A 22324-nucleotide genomic window follows, 5' to 3' on the forward strand; every position below is an offset into this window, starting at 1 on the left:
TTCGCATGTAGTGAAGTTTTTTTCTTGAGATAGAAATTCAATGCTGCTATGCGGTAACATCAATAGAAAAAGTGCTGGGCAGTGATATGGAAAGCGAGTTTAAAAAGTTTCTTGAAACATCAATGGATGCGGTAGTCATTACTGATGAAAACCAAATCATCCTCTGCTTCAACAAATCTGCTGAATCAATTCTAGGGTACACTTCAAAAGAAGCGTGTGGAAAAAAACTATCCTCGCTGCTTCCCGAACATGTTCGGGATGTTCATGATGATTATGTAAGACAATTTGGAAAAGAAAATGATAAATCTCGTAAAATGGGAAGCGGTATGTACGTGAAGGGAAAACATAGGAACGGGAAAGAGCTCATCTTGGAAATAGCAATTTCCACATACACGTTTCGTGAAAAAAAATATTATGCAGGAATTATTAGAGATTATACTGAACGGTATAGAGTAGAAACTGAATTAAATAGACTTTCGGTGGCAGTTGAGCAGAGTTCAGCATCTATCGTAATTACAGATCCAAAAGGTACCATTGAATATGTAAACAAAGGTTTCACGGAAACGACAGGTTATTCATCTATAGAAGCTAAGGGTCAAAATCCGCGTATCCTTAAATCAGGATTAACGCCGCAGGCAACCTTTACCGATTTATGGAAAACATTAAACGAAGGGAAGCGATGGAGTGGAACGTTTATCAATAAGAAGAAAACAGGTGAACATTATTGGCAGCAGGCGACGCTATCTCCGATTTTGGACAAGTCGGGTAAATTGATTAATTATGTGGGTGTTATTGAAGACATTAGTCTTCAAAAAATGAAAGAAGAAATATTACGAGTCAATGAACAGCGCTATAGAACGTTTTTTGAAGACGATGTCAGCGGCGCTTACATTGCAAGACCAGATGGCAATATCATCGTATGCAACAAGGCGTTTCGACAAATATTCGAATTTGAAGAACATGGTAATTCGGATCCCGCGATTATGTTGCAGTCTTTGTATGAAAATCAAGAACAATGGAATGCTACGCTTGTACGTTTACAACGGGAACATAGATTGGATAATCTGCGAGAAAAATTGCGAACGCACGCTGGAAATAGTGTGCATGTGGTTGAAAATTTGGTCGGAACAATTGATGAGCATGGAGATCTGAGAGAGATCAACGGTTATTTGCTGAATGAAACACGATTAAAATTATTAGAACATCAATTACTGCAATCTCAAAAAATGGAGAGTGTCGGGACACTGGCGGCGGGTGTCGCGCATGATTTTAATAATGTCCTGGCAATCATTCTCAACGCATCAGAAGTGTTGCGAATGGAATTATCCGACAATCCTACCTTTTTAAAATATGTTGATGTCATCACACAAAGTGCAAAAAGAGGATCTGCCATAGCAAAAGAAATTCTTTTATTTTCAAGACGCGACAAAATTACATCGGTGCCTATTTCTATAAATAAAGCAATTGCACAGATCCTGAATTTCCTTGAACATTCCCTGCCAAAATCAGTCAGCATAGAGTTACATATTCCCAAAGACCAAGAATTTGAGGTGATGGGAGACTATTCATTGATTGAACAAGTATATCTCAACTTGAGCATTAATGCATCCGACTCAATGCCGCAAGGGGGAAAATTAATTTTAGGAGTACGGTCGGTAGATAAAAATGTGCTCTACCAAAAGTTTGCCGTCCAGACAGTTGATAACTTTATTGAACTATCTGTTTCCGATTCAGGAATGGGAATTGACGATGTATTACTCGATAGAATTTTTGATCCATTTTTTACGACTAAAAAAATAGAAAAAGGAACTGGATTGGGACTTTCCATTGTGCACGGTATTGTGTCGAGTTTGAACGGTTATATCGACGTTGAAAGTACTATTGGCAAAGGGACAACATTTAGAATCTATTTACCGCTGACCAAAGAAAAGGCAGAGAAAGAAAAAGATTTTGTCCACATTACTTCGCATCAACACACAGAAACAATACTATTGGTTGATGACGAACAGGAGCTTTTGGACATTATGAGCGAGGCATTATCGCTCTATGGATATAAAACCATTGGTGTGCTAGATGTTGATTCGGCACTTGCACTTCTGCGGAAATCGGAAAAAGATATTTCCATTGTCATCACCGATATAGCAATGCCAAACAGAACGGGTGATGAATTAATACAAGAAATGAAAATATTATATCCTGATAAAAAGATAATAGTGCTAAGCGGATTTGGTGATCAAAATACCATAGCAAATATTAAGGAACTGGGCATTGATATTTTTCTTCACAAGCCAATAGAAATAGAACTATTAATAGAAACTCTTGAAAAAGTATTGGAAAAAACAAAACAGCCTGTTTAAATCATCTTGGATCCGTAAAATGTTATTTGCACAAAGTGACAATTTATCAAACGACGTCAGTGACATCGTCAACAATAAATACAATTTCTCCTTTCTTGAAGGAAGCCGATAGACTTGTCAAGAACGGTAATCTTCAAGAAGCACTTAAAACAATTCGCAAAGCATTAAGTGCCGCGCCAGGTAATTTATATGTGCAGGCATACGAAGTAAATGTGTTGTCGCTTCTTGAAAAGAATAATGCACCTCAACACCATCCATCAGTCACCACCGTAACCACAGAAACATTACACAATCTTGCTCAAGTGACAATCGATGATGTCGGCAGAACGGAACAGCTCGCCAGTACACTTATCAGCACTCATGATGAAATAAAACAGCGCTACGATGAAAATGAGAAAAGGATGAAGCTGAGTGAAGAGAAAATGAATGCCCGTGTAGAACAATTCATTCAATATGCGAACGAACTGGCAAACGAAAAAAGATTCTCCAATGCTCTGGATGAGATAAATAGAGCCTTTGTGATTGATCCGTTTAATAAAAAAGCGGCAGATCTTGAACATGAAATCCGGCAGGCGTATGAAAAGGAAATCGCTCGTCAACAAATGGAGCAGCAGCAACTGAAACATGAAGAGAGACAACTTTTGGAAGAGTTTGCAGACTCGCACAAATCAAATCCCATTACCATCAATCAACAACAATTTGATGAAGTTGAACTTTTATATACAAAAGCAAAACAAATCGCTCAATCAGGCAAATATGAAATTGCCATGACGATGATATTAAACGCTTTATCAATCCATCCAACACATTCACCACTGCTTGAATTACATAAACGGGTAAGTAATGCTATTCATGAACAAAATGTGATGGAAAAAGAAATTGAACGGCGAAAATATTTTGCGCAAAAAAGATTGCTTGAAGAGACACATCATGCAACTACGGTCTTGCTTCAAGAAACAAAACAGTATCTGGTCGAACAAAAATTTACACTAGCCCTTCAAGTATTGAATAAGATTCATCAGCTTCATCCACAAAATAAAGAGGCTATGCAATTACAAAAGGAAATACAGCAAGCTCAGTTAAAAGTACTTGACGAAATTCAGACACAGACAACACTACCGGAACATACCGTACGAAAAAAGCAACAAGATATCGTTACTCTATTTTCTCAAAAAGGTAATGAGATTATCAGCAGTGCCGAAATGACATACCGATTTCAAAAAGCAAGGATATATCAAAACCAATGCCGATTTGAAGATGCACTTGGTGAAATCGCTATTATTCTCGTACAAGACCCTAAACAGAAACAAGCCTTGGCATTGCGCAATACCATTACAGAAGCTCAACGTCAATTACAGTTGTCGCTGCAAGAACAGGTTTTGAAAGAAAAAGAGAATGCTCTATCTGCAACTCGACTTAAGGAATTACAAATTGAAGTAATAACAAAAGTGCAGGCACTTCGCGAAAAGAAGAATTTTTCTGAAGCACTTGACGAAATAGCCCGTGCTATTTTACATGACCCGTTGAATGAAGATCTGGTAAAACTCGAACAAGATATTCGTCGTGAGTCAAAAGAATATGTTTTACTCAATGAGAATGATCAAACCGATCGAGCACAGAAGCAATTGTTAGACGCTCTTCGAAGTGCAAAAAATATTTTAGTGAAGTCAGGATATATTCATTCAACAGAAAATTTACAAACAGAAGAAGCCCTGCGGGACTTAGGAAAAGAACTTAAAAAGAAACTCGCTAAAAGAAATAAAACACACTAACAACAGATGTTTCATAACATAATTGTTCCACTGATGTAAAAATAAATAGGAGGTTTATATGGCCGGATCACTAACTGAATTATCAAAAACCGTGTTTCAAGAAATTTATGCCGATATCCCTGAAACACGAGGCATCATTGTCGCGTCACATGACGGACTACCGCTGGTCTCCGATATCAAGGGGAATACTTCGGCAGATAAACTTGCCGCCCTCATGGCAACAACCATCAGTATGGGTCGACGAATTATGCCGTCATTGTCACTAGGTGAAGTGTCTGAGTTTACAATTACATCATCAGAAGGCCGGTTGTTCATTTACTTAATTGGTACATCAGCGGCTTTGTGCATTATAACGCCCAAAACCGTTAATATTGGAATGGTATTTCTGCGGGCAACCGAATCCGCAAAAAAACTGGCCGGTGCAGTCGGATAATGCCGCACATTTAATGAAGCTGAAGAAAAATACTGTTACATTTTTGTGACAAAACTTTTCTTTTTATTGGACAATGTTTATGATTACCAATCAATTACAGAGTTTGGTAAGCCAATTAGATTATTTGATTTTGCAGCATGTTAACTACTTGAACAAACTTGATGAATGTGTTCGACTCCAAACGGTATTTGAACACAAAAAACATACTGAGTGCAATTTTGGAAAACTCTTTTATTCGGATATATGGCCATCAGTACAAAATTTTCCGGATGATATTAAACAGGTCATTAAAGAAATTGAGGATGAACATCGGATTTTCCACACAACCGCGAGCGAAGTGAATACACTCAAACCAACACAAGAGACAGTGGATGCAACAACAGCATGTAAATTAATCCTCAAATTATATCATCTGGAAGAGTTAGTGAAAAAATATTCATTATAAAGTAGTCGGCAAAATATTGTTAGTCTGAGTGGCTGAAAGTATAATTGAAGAACATTTATTTATTGAGGCTATCATGAAAGATATGACCCCTAAGGATGCAACTGTACCGGGAGCATCTGTTCAATTGACCTATTATGAAGGGTTTCAACGGACAATATTCTATACAACTATCGAAACACCTTTTCCTGAAGGAAAACTTATTGTTTCAAGAACCGATACGTTCGGAATTATCACCCACTGCAACAAATCATTCTGTGATATTGCCGGATATACAAAGGAAGAATTGATTGGTGAATATCACAGCATCTTGCGTCATCCCGATATGCCGGCTGTTGCCTTTAAAGGATTGTGGGATACTATTCAACAAGGGAAACGATGGCATGGATACGTGAAGAATTTACGAAAGGATGGAGGCTTTTATTGGGTTTTTGCCACTGTCATTCCTAATGTCCGCGAAGGAAATATTATTGGTTATACATCGGTTCGGCGAAAACCTTCACGAACAAAAGTTGATGAATGTGTTGTGCTCTATAAAAAATTGTTAGAAGACGAGAAAAAAATAAAAAATAGTTAAGGAGGAAAATTCTTATGAAAGATATGCTTCCTTCTGATATTGTCACATCCGGTACTACTGTTCGACACAAATATTTCAACGGTTCGGAACGAACCATCATTTATACCGATATCGAAACTTCTTTTCCAGAAGGAAATTTAATTGTCTCAAGGACGGATACCCACGGAAACATTTTGTCGTGCAATAAATCCTTTTGCGATATGTCCGGTTTCACACGAGAGGAACTTATCGGACAACCTCACTGTATCCTTCGTCATCCCGATATGCCTACAGCAGCATTTAAGGATTTATGGGAAACCGTCAGTCAAGGAAAATATTGGCACGGTTATGTAAAAAATTTACGCAAGGATGGCGGTTATTATTGGGTATATGCTACGATAATTCCAAATGTCCGAAACGGGAAAATCATCGGCTACTCATCCATTCGCCGCCAACCTTCACGAACAAAAATTCAGGAACATATTGCCTTATATAAAAAAATGAAACAGCAAGAGACAACATAACACTGTAAACTAACAGTATTCGATTTGAGCATGTTAAGAAAGGAAAGAATCTTATGTCATTCTTCTTTACTGTAAGTCCGGATTTTAGTCCGCTTCATATATCGGACTGGTTTCTCGTCAACACGTGGTTACAGCGTAATCTTGGGGAACACATTCACCTGGAACTATTTGATGATTTTGAAAGTCAACGAAAAGTTATCGAAGAGAAGAAAGTAGATTTAATCTATTCCAATCCATACGATGCAGCAACGTTGGTACGGAAACATGGATTTAAGGCAGTAGCGCGTCCAAGGGAATTGACTGATGAAGCAATTATTGCCGTTGTTGATTCAAGTCCATTAAAAAAAATAGAAGATCTCAAACCGAACACACGCATTGCTACAACCGATGATCCGAATGTTCATATGATGGCGATGATTTTAATTGAACCTGCAGATTTGAACAAAACTAACACCGTTATCACTCACCGGGATTCCTATATGAGAGTTGCACAGGATTTAATCGGCGGTACAGCAGATATCGGATTCTTTTTAAAATCCACTTATGATGACCTTTCCGATATTGTCAAAAAACAATTAAGACCTCTCATCACCAGCCAGATCTACATGGTGCATCATGCATTACTTGTCGGAAATAAGATGATTCCATTAAAAGATAAATTACAGCAAACACTCGTAAAAATGTCTACTGATACAGAAGGGAAAAATGCATTGGAGGCACTTGGAATGACTGGATGGGATCTGCTTGAACAAGAAGATGTTGAGTTTATGATTGATTTGATGGATACGTTAGTTGAAAAAGAATGAATCACTACTCTGGGAGCATAGAACGATGAGCGACCAACAATATCTCGACTTCCTAAAAGTACTGGAAAATGAATTACTCAGTTTCCGCTGGGGATGCGTTTTTGACTTACAAAAGAAAATATCACTAGCGGAGTTTGGGAATGTACCGACCAGTAATGGTGTGTCCGTTTCAGATCGATGTAATGCTGTATTTGAGGAAGTATTACAATCACAGAAATCGAGTGTCGAATTCATGGCATTGGACGATCAATGGATACTACTCATGCGACAATTTCCACACCGACCGCTTCGTTGTTTCATTCTCCTCAGAAGCGGGGGAGTAACCACCGGTTGGGCACGAGATACTTTGAAACAAAAAATTGAAGAATATTCATTCTCATAACGCTAAAAAACTTTCCTGGATATCAAAAAGGTGAAGGGTATGAAAATTTTGATTGTTGATGATGAAAAAGATCTCGTTATGACACTCACAACAATACTAGAGAAATGGGGCCACTCGGTTGTATCCGCCTATGATGGCGTTGGAGCGCAGAAAGTTCTTGAGGAGACGACCGTTGATGTTATCATTTCAGATCTCATTATGCCAAACATGGACGGTGGTGAATTGCTCACGTGGCTGAATATGCATAAAAAAAAGCCGCATTTCATCATTATGTCGGCATACTATAACGAAGGATTTATTAAATACTTTTCAAACCAGGGAATAACAAACATTCTCGGCAAGCCGATTCAATTTGATAAACTCCAATCGATGCTAAAGAACTTTTCACTGCAAAGTGAGCCTATCGTATCGACGGAACTTGTACATAAAGGACCAGTTGCAGCGGAACCGGTATCGAAAAACACCGACACACGATTCGAGCATATGGCGAAAGATATACAGGAACGTTTGCCCGAAGCGTTGCAGATCGTCATAGCAAATCCTAAAACACAAACTATTTACAGCACAATATCAAAAGGAAATGGTGTTGATGAAAAAATGTTCATCCGACAATCCGGATCATTTTTTTTGGCAATGAATGCTCTATGGTCTACACTCGGCAGTGAGAACGGTAATCCAAAAGAGATACTAATAACTGACGATGAAACACAGATGGTATACAGAAATATCGTTTCACCAGAAATATGTATTTACGTGGAGGCTTCTACACAGATAACTCACGGATTACTCCGTATTACTGTAGACAATGTTGTAAAAGAATCTCCTATTTTAACGTTATAATTATCGTTACAAGAATGGATAACCAATTTTTACAACAAGTATTTAAGCAGTTGCAAAGCGACGTACCGGAAATAGACGGGATGAGTGTCGTTTCATCTGATGGTAAAGTGATCGAGGCTCAATGGTCAAGCACCATTGAAATTGATAAAGTAGGGGCTGTCGGTTCAGCGCTACTCGGTTTAGGAAAAAAAGCTATTGAAATTTTATCCCGCGGTGAGTTATTACAAGTGGTATTGCATTCCACGGAAGGTATGTTGTCAGTGTATAGTGCTGGGGATCGTTCCGTGCTAATAGTTCATATGTCGAACGCTGGAAATTTAGGAATGCTGAATTTATATGCAAGAACAGCGGCATCATCAATTGCTGCAAATTTACGGGAAGAAGATTTGTGATTGAACAAATTTCAAAATTTGTTAACGTCTTAAATGCTGCTGCCGTAGGAACGCCACAGCGGATAACATTCTCACTTCTGAAAATTCCGTCGTCCAGTGAGTTTATACTTACCGGGGACCGTTTGCTGTATAACAAAAACATTAAGTTGTTCCATAAAATAATGCGAGATTTGTTGTACGGGAATATTGATGTGGCATGTGCACCTATCGGTCAACTGGGTGCTGAACCGATTTTATTTTTTGATGTTCATCAATTTGTATGGGAATCTATCAATAAGATTTCAGATGATGACATTATTTCTATCTGCAAAGATATTGAAACCGTTACTGTTTCGAAGACAAAACATCCTGTGAAAGATTTTTCACTCTTCTCCAGGGATAGTATCGATAGCATTGTTGTCTTTTATTTTCAAGTAGTTCCAAAACCGGCAGCATTGTTTTTACAAGATTTTGAGACAACAAATCGAGTTCACTATTATCGCAGTTTGATCAGAATGGCATTGCTGGATTACATTAAACTTGAATCAGTCTCTGCACCTATTGTGATAACGAATTCGGTCATCAGCGATGAACCTCCCAAAAACGTTCCGGTACCAAAACTACCGATGGAATCTCAGGTCTCTTTCATAGAACCAGTTCCGGTTATGGACAAGAAAATCACATCGCCTGAAAACATTGAGTTTGATAAAAATACTGTGGAGAAAAAAATCGAGAAACAAATTGAACATATTTTACAAAAACCGTCTCTCAAGAATGTTATTCCTGTGCCAATCGAACAAAAAAGTGATGGGAATCGTAGTCTGGTGAGTAAAACAAAACTTGAAAATTTGAGAAAAATTTTGCAGAACATCAAAAAATTATGAATAATGAACCCAAAAATACTGCGTACTTTAAATTAGTTATTTCAGGATCAGTGAATTCCGGAAAAACGACATTTGTGAGAACTATCAGCGAGTTCGACCCTATTACGACCGATGAATATGCAACCGAAGCTAATGTAAAAGTATTAAAAGGGCAGACAACCGTTGCAATGGATTATGGAAGAAGGACAATTGACGACGATGTTATTCTCCATATTTATGCCACTCCGGGACAGGAGCGATTTAATTTTATGTGGGATGTTCTTGTTGAAGGTGCATTTGGAGTAATATTTTTGGCAGACAGCACAGATCTTGACAGCATTTCGAATACAAAAAAAATTATAAAATATTTTTCTGACCGTTTTAATCTTCCTTATCTTTTATGTGTTACTAAACTCGATGTACCGACTAGCATAGACTATAAAGAAGTTCTCAAACTTATTGACAAACAAGATCTATTTGCCATTCCCTGTAACACAACTCAAAAAGAAGATGTCCGTACCGCGCTCATTGCATTATTGAGTCTCGCTATTGACAAAGCAGCCGCACAATCGTAATTTTCACCCGCACACTTTTACTAGCAACTGATACTTCATCATCATTTTATATAATTTCCTAAGGTTGTACATGGTATTCAATAGAATCGATGCATTATTGTTAATGCAGGAGTATACGCTCAATGAAAGTCTCTGCAAACATATGCTATGTGTAGAAACAGCATTGAGATCTTACGCAAATAAATTTAATCAAGATGAAGAGTTATGGGGTATTACTGGTCTCCTGCATGATTTCGATTATGAGCGTTACCCCAACCCACCGGATCATCCATTGAAGGGTAGTGAAATATTAAAAAACCTTGGCTACCCAGAAGATATGCGTATCGCCATACTGGGACATGCATCGTATACTAATGTACCCCGCGAGTCAATTCTTGCAAAAACATTATTCGCCTGCGACGAACTTTGTGGTTTTATCGTTGCATGTTCTTTGGTAAAACCGGACAAAAAAGTCGCATCTGTTGAAGTCAGTTCTGTCAAAAAAAAATTAAAAGATAAAGGATTCGCGAGGAATGTGAGCAGAGACGATATCATCAACGGTGCAGCCGAACTGGGTGTTATCCTCGATGATCATATTCAATTTGTTCTCGATTCACTAAAGGCTAATGCCGCACAGTTGGGATTATAATCAACAATGAGTTCCTGTAACTCTTTAATCATTATTCCGTAACTTAAAAAAGTTTGTTCCATCTATACCTAATATTAAACCATTGCCGGAGCGTATTATGAAAAAAACCATCTATTTCTTTCTTGCTGCATTAATATTTTCCATTCCGCTCCTTTCTCAAGATAAAGATGATGACGACGAATATGATCGAAGAGAGTATTCTTACTGGAATAGAACCAAAGTGGGTGGTGCTGGTGGTATAACGCCTATTGTTGGAATGTTTGATAATAAAGAAATTAATAAATTCCTCACCAGTTCTGGACTTCCTACTTTCGCAAATGATCCACTCTATTTGGTTGGAGGGGGTGGATACGGCTATATCATGTTCTTAAGAAATGTTCGAATGGGAGGGTTTGGAGCAAGTGGTAGTAGAACAGTTAATTCCATTCAACCGATGACCGCCGGCGGAAATCTGCGAAAGGAAGTTGAATACGAAGTTTCCTACGGCGGATTTTTAATAGATTATGTGCAACCCGTAGCGTATCGTTTAGATGTTGCCGTAGGAGCAACAATTGGCGGCGGTGAGATTAATTTAACAATGAGACGTGATGATGGCAATTTTAAGGATTGGAACAATCTTTGGAATGATTTTGGAAATCAAAATACACAGTCGACAAATTACACACGAAGGTTGAATGGTACGTTTGCCGTTTTTAATCCTCATGTAGACATTGAATATACCATTTTAACATGGTTGCAACTAAGAATTGGTGCAGGATATCCAATTATGTTTTCACCGGAATGGAAATTGGATGAAAAGCATGAGATCAATTCGGTTCCATCCAATATTAAAATAAACGGATATACAATCAACGCAGGAATAATGTTCGGATATTTTGGCTGGTAATAGATAGAAACGGTTTTAAAAAAAGATATGCCATGACTTTGAGTCGTGGCATATCTTTTTTAAATGCTATTCTAGGTATTATAGCTTTTCAAAACGTGCTTGGAAAAATCTCAGATATTTTGGTTCGTAGATCATCTTCAGACCTTTCACTTTTTCTCTCTGTTGCCACACTTCATATACAGACTCAACAGTGACATCACAGTGAGCTTGCGTATAGACCCGGCGGGGAAAAGTGAGGCGAACAAGTTCTAGTTTGGGAAAATAATGATCTCCCGTTTCTTTATTTCTTCCTGCAGAAACAATTCCTCGTTCCATTGCTCGGATTCCGGAATCAAGGTATAATTCTGCGGCAAGAGTTTGGGCAGGAAACTTCAATTGTTCCAATTGTGGATAAAATTGTTTTGCATCCAAAAAGATAGCGTGCCCACCTATAGGGCGGACAATCGGAACGCCAAGTTCAATCAATCTGTTACCGACATATTCCACTTGTCCGATACGAGCTTGTAAGTGATTAAACTGACACGCTTCTTCAATACCTCGCGCCATTGCTTCCATATCACGGCCGGCAAGTCCGCCATATGTGTGGAGTCCTTCATACACTACAACCATATTCCGCGCTTCTTCAAACACATCGTAGTCATTCATTGCCAGAAAACCGCCGATGTTTACCAACAAATCTTTTTTTCCGCTCATAGTTGCAGCATCGGAATAGGAACACATCTCGTGTAAAATTTCTTTTATCGTTTTTTGTTCATACTCTTTTTCACGCACTTTTATGAAGTAAGCATTTTCCATGGCGCGTGTAGCGTCGAATACTACTTTTATTTTATTTTTTGACGCCAGTTGATATACCGCTCTGAGATTTTCCATCGAGATCGGCTGTCCGCCTGCCATATTTACAGTAGCACCAACGGTAATGTAGGCAACTTTCTCTGCACCAACTCTTTTGATCAAACTCTCAAATTTATGAAGATCAACATTACCCTTGAATGGATGTTCAATCTGCGCATCATGCGCTTCATCAATAATCACATCTACGAATGTTCCACCCGCAAGTTCTTGATGCAACCGTGTTGTAGTGAAATACATATTTCCAGGAACATACTGTCCCGGTTTGATCAGGATTTGTGAAATCAAGTTTTCGGCACCGCGGCCTTGGTGAGTTGGAACGAGATATTTGTATCCGTAAAATTCTTGAACTTTTTCTTCCAGATGATAGTAATTTTCACTTCCAGCATACGCTTCGTCGCCAAGCATCATTCCTGCCCATTGGTAATCACTCATGGCATTCGTGCCACTATCCGTTAATAGATCAATATAGACATCTTTCGATTTTAGAAGGAATGTGTTGTATCCGGCTTCTCTGATCGTCACTTCTCGTTCTTCACGCGTGGTCATTCGCAACGGTTCAACTGATTTGATCTTGAATGGTTCCGCCCAAGACCGTCTTTTTATAATATCCATTGATGCTCCTCTTTCATTGATTTTAGAAGGTGATTTTGTTACTTTCATATGAATTGCACGGACAAATATAATCAACATGTGTTGATGAAACAATTTCATTTTCACCCATTGGTGATACGCGATCACCATATCTTGTTTAAAGGAATTTTATGACTCTTGACGGAACCTGGAACGCAGTTGAAGTAGAGCTTGGCGGACAACATATTGATGAAGAATATCTTTCAGTTATTACACTTACGATCGCAAAAGAACAATGTGAAATTCATATTGGAGGGAATACGGATAAAGGGACATTAAAATTTATTCCGTATGTCATTCCAATGGCTTTTGATTTTACCAGCAGTGACGGTCCAAACAAAGGAAAAGTATTTAAAGCGATTTACAAAGTCACCGGTGGCTTTTTAGTAGTTTGTTATAATACTGTCAATGGTGACCGTCCTAAGGTATTTGTCTCAACCCATGACAATCAGTTCTACCTAGTTCGTTATAAACGAGCAGAGTAATGATATCATCGAACGTTCTTTCAAAGCTCTCTTCCATCGTTGGGAAAAAACACCTGTTCACTTCTCAGGAAGATAAGATAACGTATTCGTACGACGGCACTCCGTTACATTCACACTTACCTGAAGCAATTGCCCGGCCATCAACAAAAGAACAGATCTCCGAAATTCTAAAACTTGCGAATCAAGAAAAATTTGCTGTCGTTCCCCGGGGATCTGGTACAGGATTAAGCGGAGGATCAATTCCTACGGAAAATTGTATCATCATAGATATGTCGCAATGGAATACGATTTTGGAAATTGATGCTGAAAATTTAACAGCGTGGGTAGAACCGGGGGTTATTACTGCGCAACTTCACCAAGAGGTGGAACGAATAGGTCTGTTTTATCCACCGGATCCGGGAAGCATGAATATTTGCACGATCGGCGGAAATGTTGCTGAGAACTCAGGCGGATTGCGCGGATTAAAATATGGAGTGACCAAAAATTACGTGATGGGTTTGGAAGTCGTTCTTCCGGACGGTGAAATTATTATTTGCGGTGGTAAAACAGTAAAAGATGTTGCCGGATATAATTTAAAAGACTTTTTTATTGGTTCGGAAGGAACGCTTGGAATATTTACAAAGATTCTACTCAAACTGATCCCAAAACCGCAAACCAGTAAAACCATGGTTGCGTATTTTAATACACAGGCAGATGCTGGGAAAACAGTTTCGGCAATTATCGCACAGAAGATTATCCCATGCACGGTAGAGTTTTTAGATAAAATCACTATTCAATGCGTGGAAGATTTTGCAAAGATTGGACTGCCAACGAATATTGAATCCTTGCTGCTATTAGAAGTGGATGGTCCTGCTTCCATTGTGGAGGAGGAGGCAAAAAAAATCGTTGAATGTTGTAAACTTAATAATGCTTCCGATGTTAAAATTGCCGAATCCGTTGAAGAAGCAATGAGGTTGAAAACGGCTCGCCGTTCTGCTTTCTCCGCGCTTGCGCGAGTGAAGCCGACTACCATTCTGGAAGATATCACCGTTCCTCGAAGTGAAATTGCGACGATGTTGGAAAAGATTCAGAGTATTTCAAAAAAATACAACGTGATGATTGGAACATTTGGCCATGCCGGCGACGGTAATTTACATCCTACGTGTCTGACCGATGAACGTGATCATGATGAGATTGCAAGGGCAGAAAAGGCATTCGAAGATATTTTTCTGGAAGCGGTAAAATTGGGAGGAACGATTACCGGCGAACATGGTACAGGCCTCGCCAAGAAAAAATTTCTTCACCTTGTTACCGGATATACGGCAATCAATACAATGCGAACAATCAAGAAGGCGTTGGATCCTAACAATGTTTTAAATCCCGGAAAAATATTTGATATGTAAATCAACATCATTTTAAGATGTAGTATCGCATCCGACAGCAACTTCTCAGATATTTTTGGATTGATTCATACTATGAGCGTTACACAATCAAATTTTAGTGGAATCGATATCCCCAGTGATGACATCATCACAAATTGCATGCATTGTGGATTGTGTCTACCGGTTTGCCCAACCTATGCTATCACCGGAAGAGAGAAATCTTCGCCACGAGGCCGCATCCGTTTGATTAAATCTGTTGCTGAAGGAACATTAGATGTAACAGATGGATTTATCGATGAAATGAATTTTTGTTTGGACTGTCAAGCGTGCGAAACAGCTTGTCCTGCTGGTGTGAAATATGGTTCTCTTGTGGAATCTGTTCGTAATCAATTGCGAGTTCAGTCAAAAGCATCGCCGAGCACTCGTATCATGAAATGGATATTTCTTCGAAACGTCCTTTCAAAAAAATATCTTCTGAAATTTACAGCCAGGATTCTTGGATTCTATCAAAGCAGCGGTTTAGAGCAAATAATGAAACATTCGCTCGTTGTAAAAAAACTTGCCCCCAATCTTTCAAAAATCCAGAATCTCTCCCCAAGAATTGACGACCGATTTTTTGACGACGTTTATCCTGAAATTGTTCGTCCCTCCGGAAAATCACGCCTTCGTGTAGGATTTCTTTCCGGCTGCATTATGAATGTAGCGTTTGCGCACATCAATGAAGACACAGTAAAAGTACTTCTGCACCATGATTGTGAAGTAATCATTCCAAAAAATCAAGTGTGTTGTGGATCGCTGCAAGCGCACAACGGCGACTTTGATATTGCACGAACTCTTGCAAAAAAAAATATTGATGAGTTTTTAAAGTTCGATTTAGATGCGATTGTGATGAACTCCGCCGGATGTGGAGCACTGATGAAAGAGTATGGACATTATCTTCATGACGATCCGGACTATGCGGAAAAAGCAGAACTTCTCTCCGGTAAAGTAAAGGATATTTCGGAATTCCTGTTTGATATTGGATTAAAAAGACCGGTCAAGGAATTCCGTCATCGGGTGACGTATCATGATGCATGCCATTTGATTCATGCGCAAAAAATTTCCAAACAACCACGTGATGTCATCAAATCCATACCAGGCGTTGAATATGTAGAATTGAATGAGGCATCTTGGTGCTGCGGAAGCGCCGGAATCTATAACGTTGTACGCCATGAAGACTCTATGAAGATTCTCGATCGAAAGATGGAGAATGTAACGATTGCAGATGCTGAATATATAGTTGCAAACAATCCCGGATGTATAACTCAGATTGAATATGGCTGCAAAAAAAATAATTCTACGATGAAAATTGTTCATCTTGCAACGCTGTTGCGCAATGTCTATGAATTGTAACATTCAAAGGTGATATGAAAATACTTTTGAGAATATTTTTTCTAACAATTTCCCTTCTTGGTAACAAACTCTTCGCACAAATCAGCAACGATGAATGTACAACTGCTATGACAATTTCATCGCTTCCGTTTCAGATTTCACAAAATACGCGATTAGCATCTCCCAACAATTCCGATCCGGCATTATCGTGCCAAGACAGTGTGACAAACGGGAAAACAGTGTGGTTCAAATACATTGCAGATACTTCACGATATGTAGTCTTTAATACTGTTGGAAGTCAGCCAATCGCAGATTATGATATTATTATGGCAATGTTTGTGGGTACATGCGGAAATCTCTCGGAAATAAAATGCAACGACGATACTCTCGATACGCGTCAATCTGCAATTGGAACTTTTGTGATCGCCGGAACAACGTATTACATTATGATTGGTGAATGGGGAGGCGGGGGCACAAACGGAGGAGTTCCGACCGGAGGTGACCTTATTCTAAAAGTGTATGCCCCGATTCTTCCGCCGTTGGTTCGTGGACCAAAATTGGGAATTGTGAATAACGGTGTAATAACCAATACGGATAATTTTCTAACAACGTTTGAAATACCTTTATCTCGCCCGAAGAGTAAAAAACCAAACGTAAATAAACGGATAGAAAAACTTCCACCTCCGAAACAGATGATTGCTCCGCTGGCGCCATATGGATCCAATTATTTTGAAGATGCTTCAATAAAATCAATTGCTTCAACCATAGCACGTCCTGTGGCGGTTCAGAGTTTTGAGGGAATCCCTCAAACAAATTTTATTCCTCCTGATCCAATCCTTGCCGTTGGACCGAATCATGTTATGGTTGCCGTCAATTCCACATTTCGAATATTTGATAAAAATGGAAATATTTTGAAGACGATCGATGCCGATGCATGGTTTGATCAAGTAATAACGGGAGCCAGTACATTCGATCCTATTCTCATGTACGATCATTTTGATCAGCGATGGATTTTTGAAATGCTCCATGTCGATGACACACAAAAGAAGGCATATATTTTACTCGGCGTTTCTGACGACAGCAATCCAATCGGAACGTGGTATAATTGGGCATTACCAGCTCATATGCTCGGAGACTCCGTCGTCTCCAATTGGACTGACTACGCTCGTGTCGGATTTGATAAAGATGCAATATACATTACAGGAAATCAGTTCGGATTTACTACCAATTTTGAATACAGCAAATTACGAATCATCCCAAAAGCACAATTATATCAGAACAATGCTCATGCAATTTCCTGGACAGATTTTTGGGATTTTAGAGATCCGGATAATTTGCAAGCGGTGATTTTTGGATTGAGACCAAGTATTGCGTACGAAAATACGGGAACACAATTTCTCTTAAACGATTCTCCCTATTTCTTCGGTACGTTCTTTACGTTGTGGACAGTGGACAGTGTGTTGACCAAACCAAAAATTTCAGGAACAAATGTTCCAGTCGTCCAATATTTTCCATCACCTGACGCAGATCAACGTGATGGAAGCTCAATATTGATTGAAACATTCGGAGCAGATATCCGGAATGAACCAATCTATCGCGATAGTGCATTGTGGGCAGTCCACGCCGTAGCAAGCGGGTTCGAAAAAAGTTTTTCATCTATTCGGTATTTAAAAATCGATCCATTTCAAAAGAAAATAAAAGAAGATGTAGCGTTTGGATTGGAAGGATACTGGCATTCATATCCGGCATTGATGGTTAATAAAAATGGCGACATGACCATCACGTATAGCCGCTCCGGAACGGAAGAATATATTGGCGCGTTTATGACTGGAAGAAGAAAGAATGATCCTCCGGGACTTGCTCCAAGTATTGCATTGCGGGATGGAAGAGGAAATTATGTCGTCGATTTTTCGTCGGGAAGAAATCGGTGGGGTGATTACAGCGGCATAGGCTTGGATCCGACAGACGGTGTTTCTATTTGGACACATACAGAATTTGCTGCAGGAAAGAATAAATGGGGAACTTGGGTGGCGAAAACACAAATGGGACCAATTGCAGGGAGTAAACTGACAACCGATAGAACTTTTGTTAATTTTGGAACAAAAAATGTTGGGACAACAAGCGACACTGTATCTATTATAATAACCAATGATGGGATTGATACGTTAGTGATTTCGTCTCTTCGCACTGCTACACAACAATTTAAGATCGCTGGATCAATTTCATTGCCGATAAAAATACCAAGCCTCGAAACATTCGTGCTCAAAATTTATTTTGCGCCAACTGCAGCAGGAAATTTCAATGATTCAATTATATACTGTGCATCCCAATCGTGTGTAACAACAAATACATTGACGACACTCAGCGGCACAGGATTCCAACTTGTCCCTGCTCAATTAGGAACTCTCTATGCTACATCCGGATTATCGGATGGAGGAAAACTGTATTCAATCAATACTTCAAATGGAGAAATAACTTTTATTGCTAACAGCGGATTAACGCAGGTGACAAGTTTGCGAGTCCATCCGACAACAAAACAATTGATCGGTCTTGATCCCACAGGAAGTACTAATGGAGGAGCATTATACCGCATTAGCGTTTCAGGGAGCAGCCTTCAAAAAATATCGCACGTCGCCGTTACCAATCTGAAAGGTCTTGCATTCATCGACGATTCTCTTGCGTATACTGCAGATTTTAATGGAAGAATCTACCGGCTCAACATCAACACCGGATCGACAACACAATTGGCATCTACCGGACTTCGTATCGGTGGATTGGCGCTAAATCCTGTTAACGGGTCGTTATGGTTTTGCCTCCGCGCAACTTCCGGAATTTTGGATGGTATTTACAAATTTGATGTATCTACCAAAGCCGTAACATTGGTTGGTCAAACTGGTTTAGGAATATCTAATGCTGATGTATTGTTCGATAAAAATGGAACATTATACGTTCTTGCTGGAATTAATACGGCACAAAATAAATTCCTGATTGTCGATACAACAAACGGGAAAGCCATTCACACATTTGATGTTGGGAAATCGAATATCACTGCTATTGCATTAAATCCGGATGCAGTAGCGGAAGTTTCCGATGAAGCGCAACAGCTCCCCATACATTTTTCGGTACAGCAAAACTATCCGAATCCCTTTAATCCTTTAACAGTTATTCAATATTCCATTCCAAAAGTTTCTTTTGTTAAAATTACTGTGTATGATGCACTCGGCAGAATCATTCAAACCCTTGCTGAAGGGATGAGAACTCCTGGATATTATCGGGAATATTTTGACGCAAGCGGACTTTCATCGGGGGTATACTATTATACGATTTCGACTGGACGTTTTCTTGAGACAAAAAAAATGATGTTTTTGAAATAGTATCAGGTGTCATAATTACTTTGTTGAAAAAATATATTTCCATATCGCTCATTGCTATTTTCCTGTTTGATGCGGGCGGGATGATCTTTGGGTTGCAAGTGAGGCAGTGGATTCATAAGGTTGCGGTTGCAACAATCATCCATTCGAAAAATATCGCACCCCAGATACAGAAGATTCGGATCAGCAAGAAAAAATTTGATGAAATCAAAATCCATGAACGGGAGTTCCGTCTCAATGGCGGTATGTACGACATTGTATGGAGAGAAGCAGAGGGGGACGATTTTGTGTTATTCTGTTACAGAGATATTTCCGAAGAAAAAATGGTTGCTAAGTTTCTCGGTTTTTTAGCAAACAAAACAAAAGATAATTCGACAGCAAACTACATCTATTCTCACTCCATTCCGACAGGGTTTATTTTTTTTACACCCGAAAACGGATTCCAAGCTCAACCGGTGATCATGATTGGAAGCTTCCGGTTGTATCGCACATTCCTTACTATTGGTCGACATGAATGCGTCGATCTTCCACCGCCGCGAATACACACCATCTAGCTTGTCTAGATAGACATATCACAACCACAGTAATTGTCATAGGTATTCTCAATTGTGTTGTCGATTGATAAAACGGAGTATGCTGTTTTGCGATGAACGAAGCATTGTATACTTATGAATCTTTTCATTTAACAGAAAGATACGTTATGAAGCTTCTGAAATATGTGTTGCTTCTCCTTGGTATCAGTATTTCATTTACTGCAGCCCAGGGTGATAATATTATTTCTTCGGACGATAGTACGAAAGCGTACGAAGTGGATGAGATGATTATCACAGGAACACGAACCTTAAAAAAAATTATTGATATTCCGTATTCAGTACAGCGAATCAACAATTATGAATATCGGTACGAACGGAAAAATTCTGCAAGCGATGTTCTTTCCGGCATTCCCGGTTTATTCTTTCAAAACCGATATGGCAACCATGATGTTCGCATATCAATCCGCGGTTTCGGTTCCCGTTCCAATTCAGGAATACGCGGGGTTCGAATTTTACTGGACGATATTCCAGAGTCGGAACCGGATGGTCAAACACGCATCGAGGCAATTGATTTCCAATCCATCGGACGAATTGAAATTGTCAAAGGGAATGCCTCTTCATTGTATACGAATGCGCCCGGCGGTGTTATCAACTTCATTAACGACATTGACTTTAATGAGAGTCATATCGTTCAATTTAATGAAGCGGCATCGTTTGGTTCTCGCAACAATGGATTTAAACTTGCATTAAAAGGAGATGGATATAAATTCCTTACAACCTATTCATATCATACTGCGGAAGGATATCGCAAGCATAGTAATGATTATTGGAATATCGTCAATTCCGTTTATGAAACAGCACCGAACGATGAATCAAAAATGACAATGTTATTATACTATGTTGACGGATTGATTAAACTTCCCGGTTCGTTAACACAGGCTCAATATGAAAAAGATCCCTTTATGTCCAATCCCCGAGATGTCGGAAGAGATGCAAAACGTGTTTCTAAAAAAGGGAGAATCGGTATTCGATACAATACATTGTTCGGCGGAAATAAAAACAACGAATTAGAAATTACCGGCTACGGAACGACAAAGTATTTTGAACGAACCGCGGCAACATACCGTTTTTTTAATCGGAACGGATTCGGCGGAACCGGCCGATGGGTCCACAAAACATCGTTATTCGATTTTCCTGTGGAAGTTTCCTTAGGAATGGATTTGTTCCATCAATACGGTCCAATCGAAGAATATCCTAACATTGGTGGGAAAAAAGGAGAACCGGTGGACAATCTCACGGATGAAATCATCGATAATGTGGGAGCATACTTTTTAACGACAATATCGCTTCTTCCTGATAAGCTGGATCTGCTTATCACCGGACGTCAGGACAAAGTCCTCTTTGATCAGTCGGATAGGAATCTTGAAGTGAGGAATGCAAAACGCGTTTTTGAAAAATTTACTCCAAAAGTCTCGGCTAATTATAAGATAACCCCGGTGATTGGAATATTCTCATCGTTCGGTTATTCGTTCGATTCTCCGGCAGGAAATGAAATGGAAAATTATCCGCTGAGCACCAATTTCCCACGGTTGATCAATCCTGATCTTCAGCCCCAGTATTCGCAAAATGTTGAAATTGGAATGAAGGGAATGATTATGAACGACGGATATTTTTCGCAAACGCGTTTTGAACTTGTGTTGTTTAACAGCATTATCCAGGATGAAATCGTTCCGTTTTCAATTGGCAGTGATGTGTTTTATCGGAATGCTGCGGAAACAAAGAGAACGGGTATCGAATTTGGAATTGCGACGGATATTATTTCAGGACTGCAATTCAAACTGGCGTATACATTTTCAGATTTTTTATATAACAGATACGTTGCAAGAACATACAACGCAAGTGGTGACACAATCACTGACAAAATATTCTCTGGTAAAATCGTGCCGAGCGTACCAGAACATAATTTTTCATCAAGTCTTTCTTATCAACAGCAAATTATAGAGAAGATGACAGGATTTGTGAAAACAAATTTCAATTTTGTCAGCGGTATGTATGTGAATGATGAAAATTCGTCGCGATCAGGTGATTATCAAATTGTAAACGCGACCGTCGGAACAGACATCGTTTCGGGAAATGTGAATTTTCTTGTTTCCTGCGGTATAAATAATATCTTTAATAAAACTCACATCGCATTCATCAATATCAACTCGGATAGAAAAGAGTTTTTTGAATCAGGTGAACCGAGAAATTATTACGCTTCATTTAACATTGGATATACGTTGTAAT

Annotated in this window: 21 protein-coding genes; 20 read left to right on the plus strand and 1 reads right to left on the minus strand. The window is 39.1% G+C overall.

The features are described 5' to 3' along the window. Positions 1-86 precede the first annotated feature (86 nt). From WDA22_06150 to WDA22_06215, 14 genes are all read left to right on the plus strand, one after another. Positions 87-2357, plus strand: a complete 2271-nt coding sequence (locus WDA22_06150) for a PAS domain S-box protein (protein MFA5833041.1) — start codon at positions 87-89, stop codon at positions 2355-2357. A gap of 302 nt (positions 2358-2659) precedes the next feature. Further along, entirely contained in the window at positions 2660-4129 is a 1470-nt protein-coding gene (locus WDA22_06155; GenBank protein MFA5833042.1) for a hypothetical protein, read from the plus strand. A 58-nt stretch (positions 4130-4187) separates the two neighbouring features. Further along, a complete protein-coding gene (locus tag WDA22_06160) occupies positions 4188-4562 on the plus strand; it encodes a roadblock/LC7 domain-containing protein (protein MFA5833043.1) in 375 nt (124 codons plus the stop codon). A gap of 79 nt (positions 4563-4641) precedes the next feature. Beyond that, positions 4642-5007 (plus strand): CZB domain-containing protein, encoded by a 366-nt coding sequence (locus WDA22_06165; protein ID MFA5833044.1) that lies wholly within the window; start codon positions 4642-4644, stop codon positions 5005-5007. Positions 5008-5080: 73 nt separating this feature from the next. After that, positions 5081-5581, plus strand: coding sequence for a PAS domain-containing protein (locus tag WDA22_06170; GenBank protein MFA5833045.1), 501 nt, complete (start codon positions 5081-5083; stop codon positions 5579-5581). A gap of 14 nt (positions 5582-5595) precedes the next feature. Then, on the plus strand, positions 5596-6084 hold the full coding sequence (locus tag WDA22_06175) for a PAS domain-containing protein (GenBank protein MFA5833046.1): 489 nt from the start codon (positions 5596-5598) through the stop codon (positions 6082-6084). Positions 6085-6137: 53 nt separating this feature from the next. Further along, a complete protein-coding gene (locus WDA22_06180; protein MFA5833047.1) occupies positions 6138-6890 on the plus strand; it encodes a phosphate/phosphite/phosphonate ABC transporter substrate-binding protein in 753 nt (250 codons plus the stop codon). Positions 6891-6915: 25 nt separating this feature from the next. Then, positions 6916-7272: a hypothetical protein gene (locus WDA22_06185; protein MFA5833048.1), complete on the plus strand. Its 357-nt coding sequence runs from the start codon at positions 6916-6918 to the stop codon at positions 7270-7272. A 39-nt stretch (positions 7273-7311) separates the two neighbouring features. Continuing rightward, positions 7312-8112, plus strand: coding sequence for a response regulator (locus tag WDA22_06190; protein MFA5833049.1), 801 nt, complete (start codon positions 7312-7314; stop codon positions 8110-8112). A gap of 14 nt (positions 8113-8126) precedes the next feature. Next, entirely contained in the window at positions 8127-8504 is a 378-nt protein-coding gene (locus tag WDA22_06195; GenBank protein MFA5833050.1) for a roadblock/LC7 domain-containing protein, read from the plus strand. Next, positions 8501-9367 carry a hypothetical protein gene (locus tag WDA22_06200; protein MFA5833051.1) on the plus strand — a complete coding sequence of 289 codons (867 nt, stop codon included), beginning with the start codon at positions 8501-8503 and terminating at the stop codon, positions 9365-9367. Before WDA22_06195 ends, WDA22_06200 begins: the two co-directional genes overlap by 4 nt. After that, positions 9364-9921, plus strand: coding sequence for an ATP/GTP-binding protein (locus WDA22_06205; GenBank protein ID MFA5833052.1), 558 nt, complete (start codon positions 9364-9366; stop codon positions 9919-9921). Before WDA22_06200 ends, WDA22_06205 begins: the two co-directional genes overlap by 4 nt. A gap of 70 nt (positions 9922-9991) precedes the next feature. Beyond that, entirely contained in the window at positions 9992-10549 is a 558-nt protein-coding gene (locus tag WDA22_06210; protein ID MFA5833053.1) for an HD domain-containing protein, read from the plus strand. Positions 10550-10646: 97 nt separating this feature from the next. Continuing rightward, positions 10647-11435: a hypothetical protein gene (locus WDA22_06215; GenBank protein ID MFA5833054.1), complete on the plus strand. Its 789-nt coding sequence runs from the start codon at positions 10647-10649 to the stop codon at positions 11433-11435. Positions 11436-11513: 78 nt separating this feature from the next. Here the strand turns inward: WDA22_06215 and WDA22_06220 are convergent, their stop codons facing one another. Then, complete coding sequence (locus WDA22_06220; GenBank protein ID MFA5833055.1) at positions 11514-12899, minus strand: tyrosine phenol-lyase; 1386 nt, start codon at positions 12897-12899, stop codon at positions 11514-11516. Positions 12900-13048: 149 nt separating this feature from the next. On the opposite strand from WDA22_06220, the gene WDA22_06225 reads away from it, so the two are divergent. The 6 genes from WDA22_06225 (at position 13049) to WDA22_06250 (ending at position 22323) form a co-directional block, all read left to right on the plus strand. Beyond that, entirely contained in the window at positions 13049-13402 is a 354-nt protein-coding gene (locus tag WDA22_06225; GenBank protein ID MFA5833056.1) for a TIGR03067 domain-containing protein, read from the plus strand. After that, positions 13402-14784 (plus strand): FAD-linked oxidase C-terminal domain-containing protein, encoded by a 1383-nt coding sequence (locus tag WDA22_06230; protein MFA5833057.1) that lies wholly within the window; start codon positions 13402-13404, stop codon positions 14782-14784. Before WDA22_06225 ends, WDA22_06230 begins: the two co-directional genes overlap by 1 nt. 72 nt (positions 14785-14856) lie before the next feature. After that, entirely contained in the window at positions 14857-16155 is a 1299-nt protein-coding gene (locus WDA22_06235) for a (Fe-S)-binding protein (protein ID MFA5833058.1), read from the plus strand. 14 nt (positions 16156-16169) lie between these two features. Continuing rightward, entirely contained in the window at positions 16170-19508 is a 3339-nt protein-coding gene (locus WDA22_06240; protein ID MFA5833059.1) for a T9SS type A sorting domain-containing protein, read from the plus strand. Between the two features lie 23 nt (positions 19509-19531). Beyond that, positions 19532-20059: a hypothetical protein gene (locus tag WDA22_06245; protein ID MFA5833060.1), complete on the plus strand. Its 528-nt coding sequence runs from the start codon at positions 19532-19534 to the stop codon at positions 20057-20059. A 146-nt stretch (positions 20060-20205) separates the two neighbouring features. Further along, complete coding sequence (locus tag WDA22_06250) at positions 20206-22323, plus strand: TonB-dependent receptor (protein ID MFA5833061.1); 2118 nt, start codon at positions 20206-20208, stop codon at positions 22321-22323. Position 22324: the final 1 nt, after the last annotated feature.

The sequence above is a fragment of the Bacteroidota bacterium genome (genome assembly GCA_041658205.1).
Taxonomy (GTDB): Bacteria; Bacteroidota; Ignavibacteria; order UBA10030; family UBA8401; genus UBA8401.